Source organism: Virgibacillus salexigens, from assembly GCF_000723585.1.
Lineage (GTDB): Bacteria > Bacillota > Bacilli > Bacillales > Amphibacillaceae > Virgibacillus > Virgibacillus salexigens.
This window is the reverse complement of record NZ_CCDP010000002.1, coordinates 1,019,632-1,038,055: the sequence shown is the minus strand read 5'-3', so window position 1 is coordinate 1,038,055 and position 18,424 is coordinate 1,019,632. Positions and strand designations below refer to the sequence as shown.

At 39.6% G+C, this 18,424-nt stretch carries 18 protein-coding genes and 1 other annotated feature; all 18 genes read left to right on the top strand.

What is annotated here, in order from left to right:
- Window position 1 precedes the first annotated feature (1 nt).
- The 18 genes from BN990_RS18120 to fusA all read left to right on the top strand — a co-directional run bounded on the left by BN990_RS18120 (window position 2) and on the right by fusA (window position 18,361).
- The gene (locus tag BN990_RS18120) at window positions 2-400 is read left to right on the top strand and encodes a Mini-ribonuclease 3 (RefSeq protein WP_021292731.1); all 399 of its coding nucleotides are present in this window, start codon (window positions 2-4) and stop codon (window positions 398-400) included.
- Window positions 400-1,143: a 23S rRNA (guanosine(2251)-2'-O)-methyltransferase RlmB gene (gene rlmB, locus BN990_RS18115; protein ID WP_021292730.1), complete on the top strand. Its 744-nt coding sequence runs from the start codon at window positions 400-402 to the stop codon at window positions 1,141-1,143. The genes BN990_RS18120 and rlmB overlap by 1 nt, the downstream gene beginning before the upstream one ends.
- Window positions 1,144-1,145: 2 nt before the next feature.
- On the top strand, window positions 1,146-1,655 hold the full coding sequence (locus BN990_RS18110; RefSeq protein WP_038245930.1) for an NYN domain-containing protein: 510 nt from the start codon (window positions 1,146-1,148) through the stop codon (window positions 1,653-1,655).
- A gap of 125 nt (window positions 1,656-1,780) precedes the next feature.
- Window positions 1,781-2,416 carry an RNA polymerase sporulation sigma factor SigH gene (sigH, locus tag BN990_RS18105; RefSeq protein WP_038246152.1) on the top strand — a complete coding sequence of 212 codons (636 nt, stop codon included), beginning with the start codon at window positions 1,781-1,783 and terminating at the stop codon, window positions 2,414-2,416.
- A 72-nt stretch (window positions 2,417-2,488) separates the two neighbouring features.
- Window positions 2,489-2,638 (top strand): 50S ribosomal protein L33, encoded by a 150-nt coding sequence (gene rpmG, locus BN990_RS22105; protein ID WP_074436695.1) that lies wholly within the window; start codon window positions 2,489-2,491, stop codon window positions 2,636-2,638.
- A 95-nt stretch (window positions 2,639-2,733) separates the two neighbouring features.
- On the top strand, window positions 2,734-2,901 hold the full coding sequence (gene secE / locus BN990_RS18100) for a preprotein translocase subunit SecE (protein ID WP_021292727.1): 168 nt from the start codon (window positions 2,734-2,736) through the stop codon (window positions 2,899-2,901).
- A 206-nt stretch (window positions 2,902-3,107) separates the two neighbouring features.
- Window positions 3,108-3,644, top strand: a complete 537-nt coding sequence (nusG, locus tag BN990_RS18095) for a transcription termination/antitermination protein NusG (protein WP_021292726.1) — start codon at window positions 3,108-3,110, stop codon at window positions 3,642-3,644.
- A gap of 159 nt (window positions 3,645-3,803) precedes the next feature.
- Complete coding sequence (gene rplK, locus BN990_RS18090; protein WP_021292725.1) at window positions 3,804-4,229, top strand: 50S ribosomal protein L11; 426 nt, start codon at window positions 3,804-3,806, stop codon at window positions 4,227-4,229.
- Between the two features lie 263 nt (window positions 4,230-4,492).
- A complete protein-coding gene (gene rplA, locus BN990_RS18085) occupies window positions 4,493-5,191 on the top strand; it encodes a 50S ribosomal protein L1 (protein ID WP_038245928.1) in 699 nt (232 codons plus the stop codon).
- A gap of 47 nt (window positions 5,192-5,238) precedes the next feature.
- Window positions 5,239-5,390: a sequence feature (ribosomal protein L10 leader region), on the top strand.
- Between the two features lie 49 nt (window positions 5,391-5,439).
- A complete protein-coding gene (rplJ, locus tag BN990_RS18080; RefSeq protein ID WP_021292723.1) occupies window positions 5,440-5,940 on the top strand; it encodes a 50S ribosomal protein L10 in 501 nt (166 codons plus the stop codon).
- Window positions 5,941-5,994: 54 nt separating this feature from the next.
- Entirely contained in the window at window positions 5,995-6,366 is a 372-nt protein-coding gene (gene rplL / locus BN990_RS18075; RefSeq protein WP_222860455.1) for a 50S ribosomal protein L7/L12, read from the top strand.
- Between the two features lie 134 nt (window positions 6,367-6,500).
- On the top strand, window positions 6,501-7,103 hold the full coding sequence (locus tag BN990_RS18070) for a class I SAM-dependent methyltransferase (protein ID WP_021292721.1): 603 nt from the start codon (window positions 6,501-6,503) through the stop codon (window positions 7,101-7,103).
- Between the two features lie 398 nt (window positions 7,104-7,501).
- Window positions 7,502-11,038: a DNA-directed RNA polymerase subunit beta gene (rpoB, locus tag BN990_RS18065; RefSeq protein ID WP_021292719.1), complete on the top strand. Its 3,537-nt coding sequence runs from the start codon at window positions 7,502-7,504 to the stop codon at window positions 11,036-11,038.
- 106 nt (window positions 11,039-11,144) lie between these two features.
- On the top strand, window positions 11,145-14,756 hold the full coding sequence (gene rpoC, locus BN990_RS18060; protein WP_021292718.1) for a DNA-directed RNA polymerase subunit beta': 3,612 nt from the start codon (window positions 11,145-11,147) through the stop codon (window positions 14,754-14,756).
- Between the two features lie 180 nt (window positions 14,757-14,936).
- A complete protein-coding gene (locus tag BN990_RS18055; protein WP_021292717.1) occupies window positions 14,937-15,191 on the top strand; it encodes a ribosomal L7Ae/L30e/S12e/Gadd45 family protein in 255 nt (84 codons plus the stop codon).
- Window positions 15,192-15,319: 128 nt separating this feature from the next.
- Window positions 15,320-15,733 (top strand): 30S ribosomal protein S12, encoded by a 414-nt coding sequence (gene rpsL / locus BN990_RS18050; RefSeq protein WP_021292716.1) that lies wholly within the window; start codon window positions 15,320-15,322, stop codon window positions 15,731-15,733.
- 42 nt (window positions 15,734-15,775) lie between these two features.
- The gene (gene rpsG, locus BN990_RS18045; protein WP_021292715.1) at window positions 15,776-16,246 is read left to right on the top strand and encodes a 30S ribosomal protein S7; all 471 of its coding nucleotides are present in this window, start codon (window positions 15,776-15,778) and stop codon (window positions 16,244-16,246) included.
- Window positions 16,247-16,282: 36 nt separating this feature from the next.
- Window positions 16,283-18,361 (top strand): elongation factor G, encoded by a 2,079-nt coding sequence (gene fusA, locus BN990_RS18040; protein ID WP_021292714.1) that lies wholly within the window; start codon window positions 16,283-16,285, stop codon window positions 18,359-18,361.
- The last annotated feature ends 63 nt before the right edge of the window (window positions 18,362-18,424 follow it).

Here is an 18,424-nt window from a genome sequence, read left to right as displayed (position 1 = left end):
TATGAAGGACGATGTGAAACAGATGAAAAGCTTAGCCCTTGCTTATATGGGAGATGCTGTCTATGAAGTGTATATTAGGGAGCATCTCTTGCAACATGGTCAAGTAAAGCCGCAACAATTACACAAAGAAGCAATTAAATACGTGTCAGGGAAAGCACAGGCAAATGTTGTCATGCAGTGGTTGGAAATAGGGTATCTCAGTGAGGAGGAACAACGGGTAGTAGCTAGGGGCCGAAATGCGAAGTCTGGTTCGGTTCCTAAGAATTTAAGTGTCCAAGCCTATCGTTATAGTACAGCATTTGAAGCACTCATCGGGTATCATTACTTGTCAAAACATCAAGCGCGTCTGGATGAACTAATAGAGGATGCCATTAAAGTTACAGAAAGGAGTGAGGCTTAATGGATCAAGAATTAATTATCGGTAAGAACCCGGTGATAGAAGCATTGAATTCGGGTCGGTCAGTTAATAAAGTGTTAATTTCGGAACAATTGAATGCGACCACACAAGGTAAAATTATTCAATTCGGTAAAACTGCAGGGACAATTGTACAGAAAGTGCCAAAGCGTAAATTAGATCAGCTATCCAATGGTAATCATCAAGGGGTGGTTGCCTATGTAGCTTCCTATAACTATGCTACGTTGGATGACTTGTTCCAGAAAGCACAGGAGCGGTCAGAATCACCTTTCTTTATCATCTTAGATGAATTGGAAGACCCTCATAACTTGGGTTCTATTCTCCGTTCTGCTGATGCTGTGGGAGCACATGGGGTTATTATTCCTAAACGTCGCTCCGTAGGATTAACAGCAACCGTTGCTAAAACTGCGGCAGGTGCAATTGAGCATATTCCGGTAGCTAGAGTGACCAATATTGCAACTACAATTGATGAATTAAAAGATCGCCATATATGGGTGGTTGGGACAGAAGCAAATGCGACGGAAGACTACAGGAAGCTGGATGGTACATTACCGATTGCGATTGTGATAGGTAACGAAGGAAAAGGGATGAGTCGTTTAGTTCAAAAGAAGTGCGATTGGACGGTCAGCCTTCCGATGAAAGGAAAAGTTTCCTCTTTAAACGCGTCCGTTGCCTGTGGGCTACTATTGTACGAGGTTTATCGCAAAAGGTTTCCTGTTGGTGAATAAAGATGATTGTAGTAATTGTTGATGGATATAACATAATTGGAGCATGGGAAGAACTTCAGAAACTAAAAGAGAAAGATGTTGGACAAGCTAGAGATCGCTTAATCGAACTAATGGCAGAATATCAAGCTTATTCGGGGTATCGAGTGATTGTTGTTTTTGATGCTTACTATGTTAGAGGAATTGCCAGTAAACTAAAGGCATACGATGTGGAAGTTATCTTTACTAAAGAGAAAGAAACAGCTGATGAATGTATAGAGAAGCTAGTAAAAGAAGTGAAAAACATTCAAACCCAAGTGTATGTTGCAACTTCGGATTACGCTGAACAACGTACAATATTTGGTAGTGGAGCTTTACGAAAGTCGGCAAGAGAGCTATTTATAGAATCGAAAAATATAGAAAAAGAAATAGAAGCAACAATCGATCTGCATCATAAAACCCAGGCTCATATGAAAATTGAGTTGGACCAAGCCGTTCTGGAAAAATTTGAGAAGTGGCGAAGGGGAGAAATGTAAAAATAGGGTTAAACCGCATCATTCTCCTCTTTTGCTGTGTTGACGATTATAAAGCGCTTCCTGTATAATAAGTTTTAAATTGACTGCGTGGTAGTCAGGGGGTCATCTTGGTGAGTGCCAACCATATGGAGATTGACGAGAAGCATTTGAGTATGTTGGATGATGAGGGGATATTGCAGCTTATCCATCAAGGAAATAGTCAAGCGCTGGATTATTTAATACATAAGTATAGGAATTTTGTACGGGCAAAAGCTCGAACCTATTTCTTAATAGGCGCTGATAAAGAGGATATTATTCAGGAAGGGATGATTGGCCTGTATAAGGCGATCCGTGATTATGACGGGGACAAGCTATCGTCTTTTAAAGCTTTTGCAGAATTATGTGTTACTAGACAAATTATTACAGCAATTAAAACCGCCACTCGGCAAAAGCATATTCCTCTTAATTCCTATGTATCTTTGGACAAGCCAATTTATGATGAAGAGACTGACCGCACTTTATTAGATGTGATTGCAGGATCAAAAGCCATAGACCCGCAGGAGCTTTTGATAAATAGAGAGAAGTTTGGGGATATGGAACTAAAATTATCAGAATTGTTAAGCGAATTAGAGAAGAAAGTGCTTCATCTTTATCTGGACGGTAGGACGTATCAGGAGATATCTGTGGATCTTAACCGGCATGTAAAGTCTATTGATAATGCGCTTCAACGAGTGAAGCGCAAATTAGAGCAGCTCATAGAAGGGAATGAGCTTACACATTAGGAGATATATTGACACGATATTGCAAGCGTGCTAGAGTTGATAGTAGATTATTCCCTCGTTTGAGGTGACGTTATGAACAAAAAGATAACTTTGGCATGTGCAGAATGTTCAAGTAGAAATTATACCACACATAAGAATGTATCCACACAACCTGCACGGCTGGAAGTGAAAAAATACTGCAAAGTTTGCGGTAAGCATACGCTGCACCGTGAGACGAAATAGACTCCGATGCGCTGAATATAGTATGGGGTTAGCTAGTAAGGGTCAAAAATAGATAAGGTGACCCACGATTTTCAGGTTAGGTAGGGGGTACAAGTATGTTTCGTTTCTTAAAAAATGTTTCAAGAGAAATGAAAAAAGTTAGCTGGCCAAGCGGCAAGGAATTAACTAGTTATACAATTACGGTTATTACAACAGTAGCTTTCATGGCATTATTTTTCTTTTTAATTGATCTTGGAATTACACAAATTTTGAATCTGTTATAATATTGATTGAATATTTATAGGATAAATATGCTATAATGAAGAATAATATACGACTTTTTAGAAAAACCCGGAGGAAAACGGGTTTTTTAAATTGGCAAATAAATGTAATGAGAATCAATTGAAAATTAAGGGGATATCCCCTCATTTCATATAAAATGACTAATAGTAAAAGGGAGGGAAGGACAAAGTTAGATTGTCCTAATAAAATGGAGAAAAATTGGTATGTCGTTCACACATACTCTGGTTATGAGAACAAAGTAAAAATGAATTTAGAAAAACGTGTCCAATCAATGGGGATGGAAGACAAGATCTTCCGTGTTATTGTCCCAGAGGATGAAGAAACGGAAATAAAAAATGGGAAGAAGAAAGTAACGAAGAAAAAGTTCTTTCCTGGTTATGTATTAACAGAGATGGTTATGACTGATGATTCTTGGTATGTGGTAAGGAATACACCTGGTGTAACTGGCTTTATTGGTTCAAGTGGCGGTGGAACGAAACCAACTCCATTGCTGCCAGATGAAGTAGAGAGTGTGCTAAAACGTATGGGTGTGGATGAAGCTGTCGTACAGTTTGACTTTGAATTAAAAGAAAATGTACGAGTAACAGATGGCCCCTTTACTGATTTCACAGGCAGTATTGAAAATATAGATACGGATAAACAAAAAGTGAAAGTTCACGTAAATATGTTTGGCAGAGAGACACCTGTAGAATTGGACTTCTCTCAAATTGAAAAACTATCATAAAACAACAAAAGAAAATTAGACAAACCTTGCATTATTTTAAAATCCATGCTAAAATTCTTTTGTTATTCATGTATCTACCCCATAGGTAGAACAAATTTGAGTGGGAGGGCATCACAAGGACCCTATTACCACATCACGGACTTTAAGGAGGTGTGTCTCGTGGCTAAAAAAGTAATTAAGCTTGTAAAATTACAAATCCCGGCTGGGAAAGCAAATCCAGCTCCGCCAGTAGGTCCTGCATTAGGTCAGGCAGGTGTGAATATCATGGGATTCTGTAAAGAATTCAACGCACGTACGCAAGATCAAGCGGGTATGATTATCCCTGTTGAAATTACGGTGTTTGAAGACCGTTCATTTACATTTATTACAAAAACTCCACCTGCAGCTGTGCTGTTGAAAAAAGCAGCTGGTATTGAAACTGCTTCAGGTGAGCCTAATCGTAATAAAGTCGCTACAATTAAACGCGATAAAGTAAAAGAAATCGCAGAAACAAAAATGCCTGATTTAAATGCTGCTGACGTAGAAGCAGCGATGCGCATGGTTGAAGGAACCGCACGCAGCATGGGTATCAACATCGAAGACTAATCATGATGACCTATGTGCAGTCAACAGTAGCTATTTAGCTTGTTGACTAGTCAGCATTCTTACTTTGCGAAGCCAATCTTTGCATTGGAATGTTTACTGAGAGTACGGTATAGGTTGCGGTTGGGTTGCCTCTCGCAACCTTTTTCGTGAAGATGATAATTCGGTTTGGTACCAAATTATCCTCTTAAGCTTTATAAAAGCCGGGTCGTGCTTTTATAAGTGGGAGGTATAACCGTTATAACCACATTAGAGGAGGAAATAAAATGGCTAAAAAAGGAAAAAAACATCAAGAAGCTTTGAAGCTTGTTGATCGTTCAAAATCATATGAAGTAGCTGAAGCAATTGCTCTAGTTAAAGAGACTGCAAAAGCTAATTTCGATGAAACAGTAGAAGCTGCTTTTCGTTTAGGAGTAGATCCGAAGAAAGCAGATCAACAAATTCGGGGAGCAATGGTGCTTCCTCATGGAACAGGTAAATCACAACGAGTGCTTGTTTTCGCTAAAGGTGATAAAGCGAAAGAAGCGGAAGCTGCTGGTGCTGATTATGTTGGAGAATCTGACTATATCAACAAAATTAACCAAGGCTGGTTTGAGTTTGATGTAGTAGTTGCTACTCCAGACATGATGGCAGAAGTTGGTAAACTTGGACGTGTATTAGGACCAAAAGGTCTAATGCCGAATCCAAAAACAGGAACAGTTACATTTGAAGTAGAAAAAGCTGTTCAAGATATTAAAGCGGGTAAAGTTGAATACCGTGTTGATAAATCTGCTAACATTCATGTTCCAATCGGCAAGATTTCATTTGATAATCAGAAACTTGTTGAGAACTTTGAAGCTATTACAGATACGCTTGTTAAAGCGAAGCCTCAAGCTTCTAAAGGGACGTACATGAAAAATGCATCTGTCGCTTCAACGATGGGGCCTGGAATCCGTGTTGACGTTTCAAATATGGTTCGTCGATAAAAAGTTATTGACTTTTTATTAAGAATTCGTTATACTGATTTTTGGCGATAAAAGAATATGTTGTACCGTAGACAGCAGGGACGCGCAGACGTTTAATTCATCCTGCCGAGGTGTTTATAAATAAATTGGTAATCGACTGATGTGTGATTCCAATAAAAATAAGCTCCCATGTCTGCGTGGGAGCTTTTTTAATAACTATAATTGCTTTGAGAATACGGTATAATAAGTAACTTTTAGGAGGTGGAAGAATGTCTGATATTATCGAACAAAAGAAACAACTTGTCGAAGAAATTAAAGATAAATTCTTGGCAAGTGAAACTTCAGTAGTAGTAGATTACCGAGGTTTGAATGTTGCAGAAGTAACAGAGCTACGTCAGCAACTGCGTGCAGAGGGGATAGAATTCAAAGTGTACAAAAACTCTATGACTCGCCGCGCGGTAGAGGCTGCTGAATTAAATGATCTTAGTGAAACGCTTGTTGGACCGTCTGCTGTTGCATTTAGTAATGACGATGTAGTAGCTCCAGCAAGAGTCCTGAATGAGTTTGCTAAAAAACATGAAGCACTTGAAATCAAAGGTGGCGTAATTCAAGGGAATGTTGCTACAATTGATCAAATTAAAGAATTAGCAGATCTTCCAAATTACGAAGGTATGGTATCTATGCTTCTTAGTGTGCTTCAAGCACCAATTCGTAATCTTGCATATGCTACTCAAGCAGTTGCAGATCAAAAAGAGGAACAAGGCGCTTAATTGGACCGTTTCGGTATAAACAATAAATAATTTATAAAAATTAGGAGGAAAAATATCATGACTAAAGAACAAATCATTGATGCAGTTAAAGAAATGTCTGTATTAGAACTTAATGATTTAGTGAAAGCAATTGAAGAAGAATTTGGAGTAACAGCTGCAGCACCTGTAGCAGTAGCAGGTGGAGCTGCTGGCGGTGGCGAAGCTGCTGAAGAACAAACTGAATTTGATGTAGTGCTTAATGATGCTGGCGCTTCTAAAATTAAGGTTGTTAAAGCAGTACGTGAAATCACTGGTCTAGGTCTTAAAGATGCAAAAGACCTTGTTGATAATGCACCAAAACCAGTAAAAGAAGGCGTATCTAAAGAAGACGCTGAAGAAGTTAAAGGTAAGCTAGAAGAAGCAGGTGCAACTGTAGAAGTTAAGTAATTAATTTCAATATCTGGAGCTCGTCGTATTACTGCGGCGGGCTCTCTATATATCTTATAATAGAAGCTATGGAATATGCGGCTTTTAATAATAATGAATACAGCCTTCAATTTTTAATTAAAAGTAGGTGCCAAATGACAGAGCATTACTTTTCGCAAAAACCTCAAACAAAAAGTTCACCAGAAACTTGGGATTATCTATTAAACGGTAAAACTTTTACATTTACAAGTGACATCGGTGTGTTCTCTAAAAATGAAGTAGATTTCGGGAGTAAACAGTTGATTGAACAATTTAAAGAACCGGCTATTACAGGTGATCTATTAGATCTTGGTTGTGGTTATGGGCCAATTGGTATCGCAATTGCAGACAAGTATAAAGATCGCCATCTTGTTATGGTTGATATTAATGAACGTGCAATTGCATTAGCTGAGCAGAACGCTTCTCGAAATCAAGTTACTAATGTTGAATGTATGGAGAGTGATCGTTTATCCGCTGTTAAAAACAGAAGTTTTGCAGCCATCCTCACTAATCCTCCTATACGGGCGGGTAAAAAAGTAGTACACCAAATGTTTGTGGAGGCTCAACAAGTATTGAAAGAACATGGTGAATTATGGGTGGTCATTCAAAAAAAGCAAGGAGCTCCCTCTGCCAAAGAGAAACTAGCAAGTCTGTTTGGTGAAGTTGAAGTGGTTGCAAAAAACAAAGGTTATTATATCTTTCGGGCCACTAACGTTTGACCCGCCACCTCACTTGTGATAAGATAGAAAAATGCTAACATGGGGGTTCTTATGTCAAGGATTTAATTCATGAATTCACTAGGTATATTTCATTGAACTTCGGAAACAATGGTAAAATCGGAAAAAATTGGCTTTTGTTTCGCTAATTTTACTAAGTTCATAAAGTGAGGAATTTGTTTCATGAATGATCTTTCTAACTTGTTATCAGATGAACCAATAGTATACGCTTGTAATGATAAAGTATTGCAAGTCTGTTAAGTATGTTTAGCGATTTATGTTAATCGATATTCGAAAAACCAAAGGGAGCTTTTGCTTCTATTTCGGTTTTTCTAATTATATTAAATTTGGAGTAGAATTACAATCTACGAAAAAAATGTATGATTTAAGGGGTGAAGCAGTTGACAGGACAATTAGTTCAGTATGGACGGCACCGCCAGCGTAGAAGCTATGCACGTATCAGCGAAGTATTAGAGTTGCCGAATCTAATCGAGATCCAAACCGCATCATATGATTGGTTTTTAGAAGAGGGTCTACGAGAAATGTTTCAAGATATTTCACCAATTGAAGACTTCACAGGTAATTTATCACTTGAATTTGTCGACTACAGTTTAGGAGAGCCTAAATATCCAGTGGATGAATCAAAAGAAAGAGATGTAACGTACAATGCTCCGCTTCGTGTGAAGGTTCGTTTAATTAACAATGAAACTGGTGAAGTGAAAGAGCAGGAAGTGTTCATGGGTGATTTTCCATTAATGACAGATACAGGTACTTTTGTAATTAATGGTGCAGAACGTGTTATCGTTTCGCAGCTCGTACGATCACCTAGTGTTTATTATAATGAAAAAATAGATAAAAATGGGAAGAGGGGCGTTGCTGCAACTGTTATTCCTAACCGAGGAGCTTGGTTGGAGTTTGAAACAGATGCCAAAGACGTTGTTCACGTCCGTATCGATCGTACACGTAAATTGCCAATCACTGTGCTCTTACGTGCACTTGGTTTTGGTACGGATCAGGAAATAATTGACCTGATAGGTGATAATGAGTACCTAAAAAACACACTCGAAAAGGATAACACAGAAACAACAGAAAAAGCGTTGCTGGAAATCTATGAGCGCTTACGTCCTGGAGAGCCACCAACTGTTGAAAACGCCAAGAGTTTGTTAGTTTCTCGCTTTTTTGATCCAAAACGTTATGACCTTGCACATGTAGGTCGTTACAAAATGAACAAAAAGCTTCATATAAAAAATCGCTTGTTTAACCAAGTGCTAGCAGAATCGGTTGTCGATCCAGAAACTGGTGAAGTATTAGCTGAAAAAGGTGACAAGTTAGAAAGAAAATTACTAAACAAAATCATTCCTTACCTAGAACGTGAAGAAGAAAAAATCGGTGAAAAAGTACTTGAACCAAAAGATGGAGTACTGGATGATGAGATTTTACTTCAATCCATTAAAATCGTTGACCCTACTGACCCGAGCGGAGAAAGAGAATTAAATGTAATCGGAAATGCGGGTATTGATGCAGGTGTTAAGAATATTACACCAGCTGACATTTTATCTGCAATCAGTTACTTCTTTAATTTACTTCATCAAGTAGGAGACACAGATGATATCGATCATTTAGGTAATCGTCGCTTGCGTTCTGTTGGGGAATTATTACAGAATCAATTCCGTATCGGCCTGTCTCGTATGGAGCGTGTGGTTCGGGAGAGAATGTCGATCCAAGACACATCGAGTATCACGCCACAACAGTTGATTAATATTCGTCCGGTTATTGCTTCTATCAAGGAATTCTTTGGTAGCTCGCAATTGTCACAATTCATGGATCAAACCAATCCGCTTGCTGAGCTAACACATAAACGGCGTTTGTCTGCACTAGGTCCTGGTGGTTTGACGCGTGAACGCGCAGGGTTTGAAGTACGTGACGTTCACTATTCTCACTATGGACGTATGTGTCCAATTGAAACACCGGAAGGTCCGAATATTGGTTTAATTAACTCGTTATCAAGTTTTGCCAAGGTCAATAAATTTGGGTTTATCGAAACACCTTATCGCCGCGTTGATCCAGAGACAGGTAAAGTAACGGCACAGATCGATTACCTTACTGCTGATGAGGAAGATAACTATGTTGTTGCTCAGGCAAATGCCAAACTTACAGAAGATGGTCGATTTGCTGATGAAGAAGTAATTGCTCGTTTCCGTGGGGAGAACACGATTGTTCCACGTGAAAAACTTGATTATATGGATGTGTCACCAAAACAGGTGGTATCAGCTGCGACTGCTTGTATTCCTTTCTTAGAAAACGATGACTCTAACCGAGCCTTAATGGGTGCAAACATGCAGCGTCAAGCTGTACCGTTGATGCAACCTGAAGCACCGATTGTCGGTACTGGAATGGAATATGTAAATGGTAAGGATTCTGGAGCTGCAATTATTTGTCGTCACGAAGGTGTTGTAGAGCGCGTAGAAGCTAAGCAAGTACATGTTCGTAGAATCTCAAATGTAGATGGAAAAGAAGTTAAAGGTGATCTTGATGAATATAAAATGCAAAAGTTTATTCGTTCTAACCAAGGTACGTGTTATAACCAACGCCCAATTGTCAGTGAAGGTGACCGTGTAACGAAAGGTGAAATCCTAGCCGATGGTCCATCAATGGAGGACGGTGAACTTGCGCTTGGACGCAACGTTCTTGTCGGTTTCATGACATGGGAAGGTTATAACTACGAGGACGCCATTATTATGAGTGAACGACTTGTAAAAGATGATGTTTATACTTCCATTCATATTGAGGAGTATGAGTCCGAAGCACGTGATACGAAGCTTGGACCGGAAGAAATCACTAGAGACATTCCAAACGTTGGAGAAGATGCCTTGAAAAACCTAAACGAATATGGAATTATTCGCGTTGGTGCTGAAGTCTCTGATGGAGATATTCTAGTTGGTAAAGTAACACCAAAAGGGGTTACCGAATTATCAGCTGAAGAACGCCTCCTTCATGCCATCTTTGGTGAAAAAGCTCGAGAAGTTCGTGATACTTCATTACGTGTGCCTCATGGAGCTGGTGGTATTGTTTTAGATGTTAAAATCTTTAACCGCGAAGACGGTGACGAATTACCTCCAGGAGTGAATGAATTGGTTCGTGTATATATTGTGCAAAAACGTAAAATACACGAAGGAGATAAAATGGCCGGTCGACACGGTAATAAAGGTGTTATTTCTAAAATCTTACCAGAAGAGGATATGCCTTTCTTACCAGACGGTACGCCAATTGATATTATGCTTAACCCATTGGGGGTACCATCACGAATGAACATCGGACAGGTGTTTGAATTACATTTAGGTATGGCTGCAAGAGCTCTTGGTCTTCATGTTGCTACACCAGTATTTGATGGTGCGAGGGAAGAAGATGTTTGGGAGACACTTGAAGAAGCTGGCATGCCTAGAGATGCCAAAACCATTCTTTACGATGGAAGATCTGGTGAACCATTTGACAATCGTGTGTCAGTAGGTGTCATGTATATGATCAAACTTGCGCATATGGTTGATGACAAGTTACATGCTCGTTCAACAGGTCCTTATTCTCTAGTAACGCAACAACCACTTGGTGGTAAAGCACAATTTGGTGGTCAGCGTTTCGGTGAGATGGAGGTATGGGCACTTGAGGCTTATGGTGCTGCTTATACACTGCAAGAAATCTTAACAGTGAAATCGGATGATGTTGTCGGACGTGTTAAAACATACGAGGCAATTGTAAAAGGCGATAATGTACCAGAACCTGGAGTACCTGAATCCTTTAAAGTACTAATTAAAGAATTGCAAAGCCTTGGTATGGATGTCAAAATGCTGTCTAGCGATGAAGAAGAAATAGAAATGCGTGAATTAGAGGAAGAAGAAACACAGCAGGCAAGTAAGCTTAATATTGAAGTAGAAGAAAATTAAAAGCTAAATAGGTTGGCTTTACAGGAGTCAACCTAAAAGCTTTCAATTATAAATCAGATACATTGGTAGCTTGGTAAAATCGGACACTAAAAGGGAGGTTGGCCCCTTGCTAGATGTAAATAATTTTGAGTATATGAAAATAGGTTTGGCTTCACCGGAGAAAATTCGTTCATGGTCATATGGTGAAGTTAAAAAGCCTGAAACGATTAATTACCGTACACTAAAGCCTGAAAAAGATGGATTGTTCTGCGAACGAATTTTTGGGCCGCAAAAAGATTGGGAATGTCATTGCGGGAAATACAAACGAGTACGCTATAAAGGTGTTGTTTGTGACCGTTGTGGAGTAGAGGTAACGAAAGCTAAAGTTCGTCGTGAACGTATGGGTCACATTGAACTAGCAGCACCAGTATCCCATATTTGGTATTTTAAAGGAATCCCAAGCCGAATGGGTCTTGTTTTAGACATGTCGCCACGTGCGTTAGAGGAAGTAATTTACTTCGCTGCGTATATTGTGACAGAAACTGGGAATACACCTTTAGAAAAGAAACAATTATTGTCTGAAAAGGAATACCGGGCTTATTACGATAAATACGGAAAATCTTTTAAAGCCCAAATGGGTGCAGAAGCAATCCGTAAGTTACTGCAAGACATTGACTTAGAAAAAGAAGTAGATGTATTAAAAGAAGAGTTAAAAACAGCACAAGGACAGCGCAGAACACGTGCTATTAAGCGATTAGAAGTATTGGAGTCTTTCCGCCATTCTGGGAACGAAGCATCTTGGATGATTTTAGATGTTTTACCAGTTATTCCACCGGAAATTCGTCCAATGGTTCAACTAGATGGCGGTCGTTTTGCTACATCAGATTTAAATGACCTATATCGCCGTGTAATCAATCGGAACAACCGACTAAAACGTTTGTTAGACCTAGGTGCACCGAGCATTATTGTTCAAAATGAAAAGCGTATGCTACAAGAAGCGGTAGATGCATTGATTGATAATGGCCGCCGTGGTCGTCCGGTAACCGGTCCTGGAAATCGTCCACTAAAATCTCTTTCCCATATGTTGAAAGGGAAACAAGGACGCTTCCGTCAAAACCTATTAGGTAAACGTGTAGACTACTCTGGACGTTCAGTAATCGTCGTTGGGCCACATTTGAAGATGTATCAATGTGGATTGCCAAAAGAAATGGCGCTAGAGCTTTTCAAACCATTTATCATGAAAGAACTTGTAGAAAAAGGGATTGCACATAATATTAAATCGGCAAAACGGAAAGTTGAACGCGTGCATCCGGAGGTTTGGGATGTTTTAGAAGAAGTAATTAAAGAGCATCCAGTATTGCTTAACCGTGCACCAACGCTACACAGGTTAGGTATTCAAGCTTTCGAACCTACACTAGTGGAAGGTCGTGCGATTCGACTGCATCCGTTAGTATGTACAGCTTATAACGCCGACTTTGATGGTGACCAAATGGCTGTTCACGTACCGTTATCTGCAGAGGCGCAAGCAGAAGCAAGAATTCTTATGTTAGCTGCGCAAAACATCCTTAACCCGAAAGATGGGAAGCCGGTTGTTACTCCATCTCAGGATATGGTATTGGGTAACTATTATCTTACACTTGAACGCGAGAATGCTATTGGCGAGGGTTCTGTGTTTAATGATTTAAATGAAGCATTGCTAGCTTACCAAAATGGATATGTTCACTTGCACACTAGAGTGGCAGTGCACACTTCTGGATTAAGCAATAAATCTTTCTCAGATGAACGCCAATCTCAATTATTGATTACGACAGTTGGTAAGTTAATTTTTAACGAGATTTTACCAGAGTCGTTCCCGTATATTAACGAACCTACACAGGCTAATCTGGAGGAACGTACCCCAGAAATGTACTTTGTGGAAAAAGGAACAGACATTAAAGAGGTTATTCAATCTCGCGAAATCATAAAACCGTTCAAAAAAGGATTCTTGGGTGATATTATTGCTGAAGTCTTTAAACGGTTTAAAATTAGCGAAACCTCAAAAATGTTAGATAGAATGAAAGACCTTGGCTTTAGTTACTCTACAAAAGCGGGTATGACCGTAGGTATTTCTGATATCGTGGTACTTCCAGAGAAAGAAGAAATACTCGAAGAAGCACAAATGAAAGTAGATAAAGTCCTGAAACAGTTCCGTCGTGGTCTGATTACAGATGATGAACGTTATGATCGAGTTATTTCTGTCTGGTCACAAGCGAAAGATACCATTCAAGATAAGTTAATGCACTCACTTAGCAGTAGAAACCCTATCTTTATGATGAGTGATTCTGGTGCAAGGGGTAACGCATCTAACTTTACGCAGCTTGCCGGTATGCGTGGGCTAATGGCAAACCCAGCTGGTAAGATTATTGAATTACCGATTAAATCAAGCTTCCGTGAAGGGTTAACTGTATTAGAGTACTTTATTTCTACGCACGGTGCTCGTAAAGGTCTTGCTGATACAGCATTGAAGACGGCCGATTCTGGTTACCTAACAAGACGACTTGTTGATGTTGCACAAGATGTTATTGTTCGCGAACAAGACTGTGGTACGGATCGAGGGTTAACCGTATCTGCTTTACAAGAAGGTTCGGAAATGATTGAACCATTAATTGATCGTTTAATCGGACGTATAGCATTCTATGAAGTGAAACATCCTGAAACCAACGAAGTACTTGTTGAAGCTGACGCCTTAATTTCTGAGGATCAAGCGAAACAAATTACCGAAGCGGGTATTGAGAAGGTAACGATCCGCAGTGCGTTTACTTGTAACACCAAACATGGTGTTTGCCAAAAATGTTATGGTCGAAACCTAGCAACTGGTGCTGACGTTGAAGTTGGTGAAGCAGTAGGAATTATTGCCGCTCAATCTATCGGTGAACCAGGTACACAGCTAACGATGCGTACATTCCATACTGGTGGTGTTGCTGGAGACGATATTACTCAAGGTCTACCGCGTATCCAAGAATTATTTGAAGCGCGTAATCCGAAAGGGCAAGCGGTTATTAGTGAAATTTTCGGTACGGTACATGAAATCAAGGAAGTAAAAGACCGACAAGAAGTGGTTGTTCAAGGTGAAGTCGAACAACGTTCCTATACCGTTCCTTATAATGCTCGACTTAAGGTTACTGTGGGCGATGAAATCATTGCAGGTCAAGAACTAACAGAAGGTTCGATTGATCCAAAAGATCTCTTACGCATTCAAGGTGTAGAAGGCGTGCAAGACTACTTGCTACGGGAAGTTCAACGAGTTTACCGAATGCAAGGGGTAGAAATTGGTGATAAGCACGTAGAAGTAATGGTACGCCAGATGCTTCGTAAGATCCGTGTAACAGATTCTGGAGATACGAATGTACTGCCAGGATCGTTGTTAGAGCTTCATCAATTTAGAGATGCCAACCACACGGTGCTAAATGAAGGATATCAACCTGCTATTGGAAAACCGGTATTACTTGGTATTACAAAAGCATCTCTTGAAACAGATTCATTCTTATCTGCAGCATCCTTCCAAGAAACAACAAGAGTTCTTACCGATGCAGCAATTAAAGGTAAGCGCGATGAATTACTTGGTCTTAAAGAGAATGTTATTATTGGTAAACTTGTACCAGCTGGTACGGGAATGCAGCGATATCGTAAAGTACAACCAGCAACTGATGAACCAATAGAAGTTGAAGAAGTAGAAGAAACAACAGAAACTGTACAATAAGAAAATGACTCCTTGCATATCGTAATTGATATGTGAGGAGTCCATATAGTACAGTATAAAAAGGACAAGTGAGCTTGACGGAAGTGTAAAAATATCTATTTTTATATTGACATAAAAAAATGCCAGTGATAGAATATTCAAGGTGCTTCCGATTATACTTGTTGCTTTGGAGGATATGGAATGTCTTATGAAAAAGTAATGCAAGTTCAATCAAGGGTAATTATCGGATTAAAGCAAACACTTAAAGCCATGAAAAATGGTGAGATAAGTGAAGTGTTTATTGCTGATGATGCTGATCAACATATGACACAAAAAGTTTCAAGTTTGGCTAAAGAGCTTGATATCCCATGTCATTATGTGGATTCTAAAGAAAAACTCGGAGCTGCATGTGGCATTGAGGTGGGGGCATCAACAGTGGCAATTAAACATGGATAGTTTTGACGAAAAATCGTTAAAACTTTGTTTTTTGCCAAAAGATGAACCACCTGGATGTGTGGAATTAAACATCCCGCTAAGATCATTAGTTGAACAGATGATATAGATAAAGAAAGGAGGAAAATAGAATGCCTACTATTAATCAGCTTGTACGCAAAGGACGCGTAAGCAAACCAAAGAAGTCTGACTCTCCAGCACTTAATAAAGGGTACAATAGCTTCAAAAAGAAATTCACAGATCAAAATTCTCCACAAAAACGTGGCGTTTGTACTCGTGTTGGTACACTAACACCTAAGAAACCAAACTCAGCGCTTCGTAAATATGCACGTGTACGTCTTTCTAACAACATGGAAGTAACTGCATATATCCCTGGAATTGGTCACAATCTGCAAGAGCACAGTGTTGTACTTCTACGTGGAGGTCGTGTTAAAGACTTACCTGGTGTACGTTATCACATTGTTCGTGGTGCGCTAGATACTGCAGGTGTAGAAGGACGTAAACAAGGTCGTTCTAAATACGGTACGAAAAAATCAAAAAAATAAGTAAGTGACTATATACCAGACAGAAGAAAGGAGGAAGGACATATGCCACGTAAAGGACCAGTACCTAAACGCGATGTCTTGCCAGATCCACTTTATCAATCAAAATTAGTGACTCGTTTAATTAACCAAATTATGGTTGATGGAAAAAGAGGGAAAGCTCAAAAAATTCTTTATCGCGCATTTGAACTTGTTTCAGAAAGAAGCGGTCAAAATGCAATGGAAGTATTTGAGCAGGCAATGAAAAATGTAATGCCAGTTCTTGAGGTTCGTGCACGTCGTGTTGGTGGATCTAACTACCAAGTACCGATGGAAGTACGCCCGGAACGTCGCCAAGCATTAGGTCTACGTTATATCGTGAATTATTCTCGCCTACGCGGGGAAAAAACAATGGAAGAACGCCTTGCAAACGAAATTTTAGATGCTTCTAATAATACAGGCGCTTCTGTTAAAAAACGCGAAGAAATGCACAAAATGGCGGAAGCTAACAAAGCATTCGCACACTATCGCTGGTAATTTAAAACAAACCCAAGCTAGGAAGGAGAAGAATACATGGCTAGAGAATTCTCCTTGGAAAAGACGCGTAATATTGGTATTATGGCACACATTGATGCAGGTAAGACCACTACTACCGAGCGTATTCTTTTCTATACAGGACGTATTCATAAGATTGGTGAAACACATGAAGGTGCTTCACAGATGGACTGGATGGAGCAGGAGCAAGAACGCGGAATTACAATTACTTCCGCAGCAACGACTGCTGCTTGGAAAGAACATCGTATTAACATCATCGATACACCTGGACACGTAGACTTCACTGTAGAAGTTGAACGTTCTTTACGTGTACTTGATGGTGCAGTAACGGTTCTTGATGCCCAATCTGGTGTTGAACCACAGACAGAAACAGTATGGCGTCAAGCAACAACTTATGGTGTACCTCGTATTGTATTCATTAACAAAATGGATAAAGTCGGTGCTGATTTCCTTTATTCGACCGGAACATTAAAAGAGCGCTTAGGTGCTAATGCACATCCGGTTCAGTTACCAATCGGTGCTGAAGATGATTTTGAAGGTCTGATTGACTTGATCACCATGAAAGCATTCTATTATGAAGATGATCTTGGTACTCGTGCAGAATCACGTGAGATTCCTGCAGAATATAAAGATAAAGCTGAAGAACTTCGTGCTAGCCTAATTGAGGCTGTTTCTGAACTTGATGAAGACTTAATGATGAAGTATTTAGAAGGGGAAGAAATTTCTAACGAAGAACTTAAGCTGGCAATTCGTAAAGCTACACTAAATGTTGAGTTTTATCCAGTTTATGCTGGATCAGCATTTAAAAACAAGGGTGTTCAATTAATGCTTGATGGTGTTATTGATTATCTTCCTGCTCCAACGGATGTAGCTGCTATTGAGGGTATTGTACCTCAAACAGAAGAAGAAGTAACTCGTCCTTCTGATGATAATGCACCATTCTCTGCGTTAGCATTTAAGGTTATGACGGACCCGTATGTAGGGAAACTTACTTTCTTCCGCGTATACTCTGGGACATTAGATTCCGGTTCTTACGTGAAAAACTCTGTGAAGGATAAACGTGAGCGTGTAGGACGTATTTTACAAATGCATGCGAATTCGCGTGAAGAGATCTCTAGAGTTTATGCTGGTGAGATCGCAGCTGCAGTTGGTTTAAAAGATACATCTACTGGTGATACTCTTTGTGACGAGAAAAACCTAGTTATTCTTGAATCCATGGAATTCCCAGAACCAGTACTTGGTGTAGCAATCGAACCAAAAACAAAAGCAGACCAAGATAAAATGGCAATTGCTTTAGGAAAATTAGCCGAAGAAGATCCAACATTTAAAACGGAGACAGATGAAGAAACAGGGCAAACCATTATCTCTGGTATGGGTGAACTTCACCTTGATGTCATTGTTGACCGTCTAAAACGTGAGTTTAAAGTAGAAGCGAATGTTGGTGCTCCACAGGTTTCTTATCGCGAAACATTCCGTTCATCTGCTGAAGTTGAAGGGAAATTCGTACGTCAGTCTGGTGGTCGTGGACAATACGGTCACGTTTGGGTTAAATTTGAACCAAACGAAGAAGGCGCTGGCTTCGAATTTGAAAATAAAATTGTTGGTGGGGTAGTTCCTAGAGAATATATTCCTTCTGTACAAAATGGTATCGAAGAAGCATTGGAAAATGGTGTATTAGCTGGCTATCCATTAATCGATGTGAAAGCAACACTATATGATGGTAGTTACCATGACGTTGACTCAAACGAGATGGCGTTTAAAGTTGCTGGTTCATTAGCACTAAAAGCTGCTAAAAACAAATGTAGCCCAGTTCTACTTGAGCCTATTGCAAAAGTAGAAATTGTTATCCCAGAAGAGTACATGGGAGATATTATGGGTGATGTTACAGCACGTCGTGGTCGTGTAGAAGGAATGGAAGCGCGTGGACCACTTCAAGTTGTTAAAGGTTTCGTGCCTTTAGCTGAAATGTTCGGTTATGCAACGGCTCTACGTTCTAACACACAAGGTCGCGGAACATTCACAATGCATTTTGATCATTATGAAGAAGTACCTAAGAGTATTTCTGAAGAAATAATTAAGAAAAATGCAGGCGAATAATTGATTTTTTAATTAATCTAAAGTATAACTTGTATTAAAGGCTAAGAAATGATAGGAAGTATT

Coding starts and splice junctions, on each gene's coding strand:
- rpmG (WP_074436695.1), top strand. CDS start 2,489: ATGAACAAAAAGATAACTTTGGCATGTGCAGAATGTTCAAGTAGAAAT.
- BN990_RS18055 (WP_021292717.1), top strand. CDS start 14,937: ATGTCTTATGAAAAAGTAATGCAAGTTCAATCAAGGGTAATTATCGGA.
- BN990_RS18120 (WP_021292731.1), top strand. CDS start 2: ATGAAGGACGATGTGAAACAGATGAAAAGCTTAGCCCTTGCTTATATG.
- rpsL (WP_021292716.1), top strand. CDS start 15,320: ATGCCTACTATTAATCAGCTTGTACGCAAAGGACGCGTAAGCAAACCA.
- fusA (WP_021292714.1), top strand. CDS start 16,283: ATGGCTAGAGAATTCTCCTTGGAAAAGACGCGTAATATTGGTATTATG.
- rlmB (WP_021292730.1), top strand. CDS start 400: ATGGATCAAGAATTAATTATCGGTAAGAACCCGGTGATAGAAGCATTG.
- BN990_RS18110 (WP_038245930.1), top strand. CDS start 1,146: ATGATTGTAGTAATTGTTGATGGATATAACATAATTGGAGCATGGGAA.
- rplA (WP_038245928.1), top strand. CDS start 4,493: ATGGCTAAAAAAGGAAAAAAACATCAAGAAGCTTTGAAGCTTGTTGAT.
- BN990_RS18070 (WP_021292721.1), top strand. CDS start 6,501: ATGACAGAGCATTACTTTTCGCAAAAACCTCAAACAAAAAGTTCACCA.
- rpsG (WP_021292715.1), top strand. CDS start 15,776: ATGCCACGTAAAGGACCAGTACCTAAACGCGATGTCTTGCCAGATCCA.
- nusG (WP_021292726.1), top strand. CDS start 3,108: ATGGAGAAAAATTGGTATGTCGTTCACACATACTCTGGTTATGAGAAC.
- sigH (WP_038246152.1), top strand. CDS start 1,781: ATGGAGATTGACGAGAAGCATTTGAGTATGTTGGATGATGAGGGGATA.
- rplJ (WP_021292723.1), top strand. CDS start 5,440: ATGTCTGATATTATCGAACAAAAGAAACAACTTGTCGAAGAAATTAAA.
- secE (WP_021292727.1), top strand. CDS start 2,734: ATGTTTCGTTTCTTAAAAAATGTTTCAAGAGAAATGAAAAAAGTTAGC.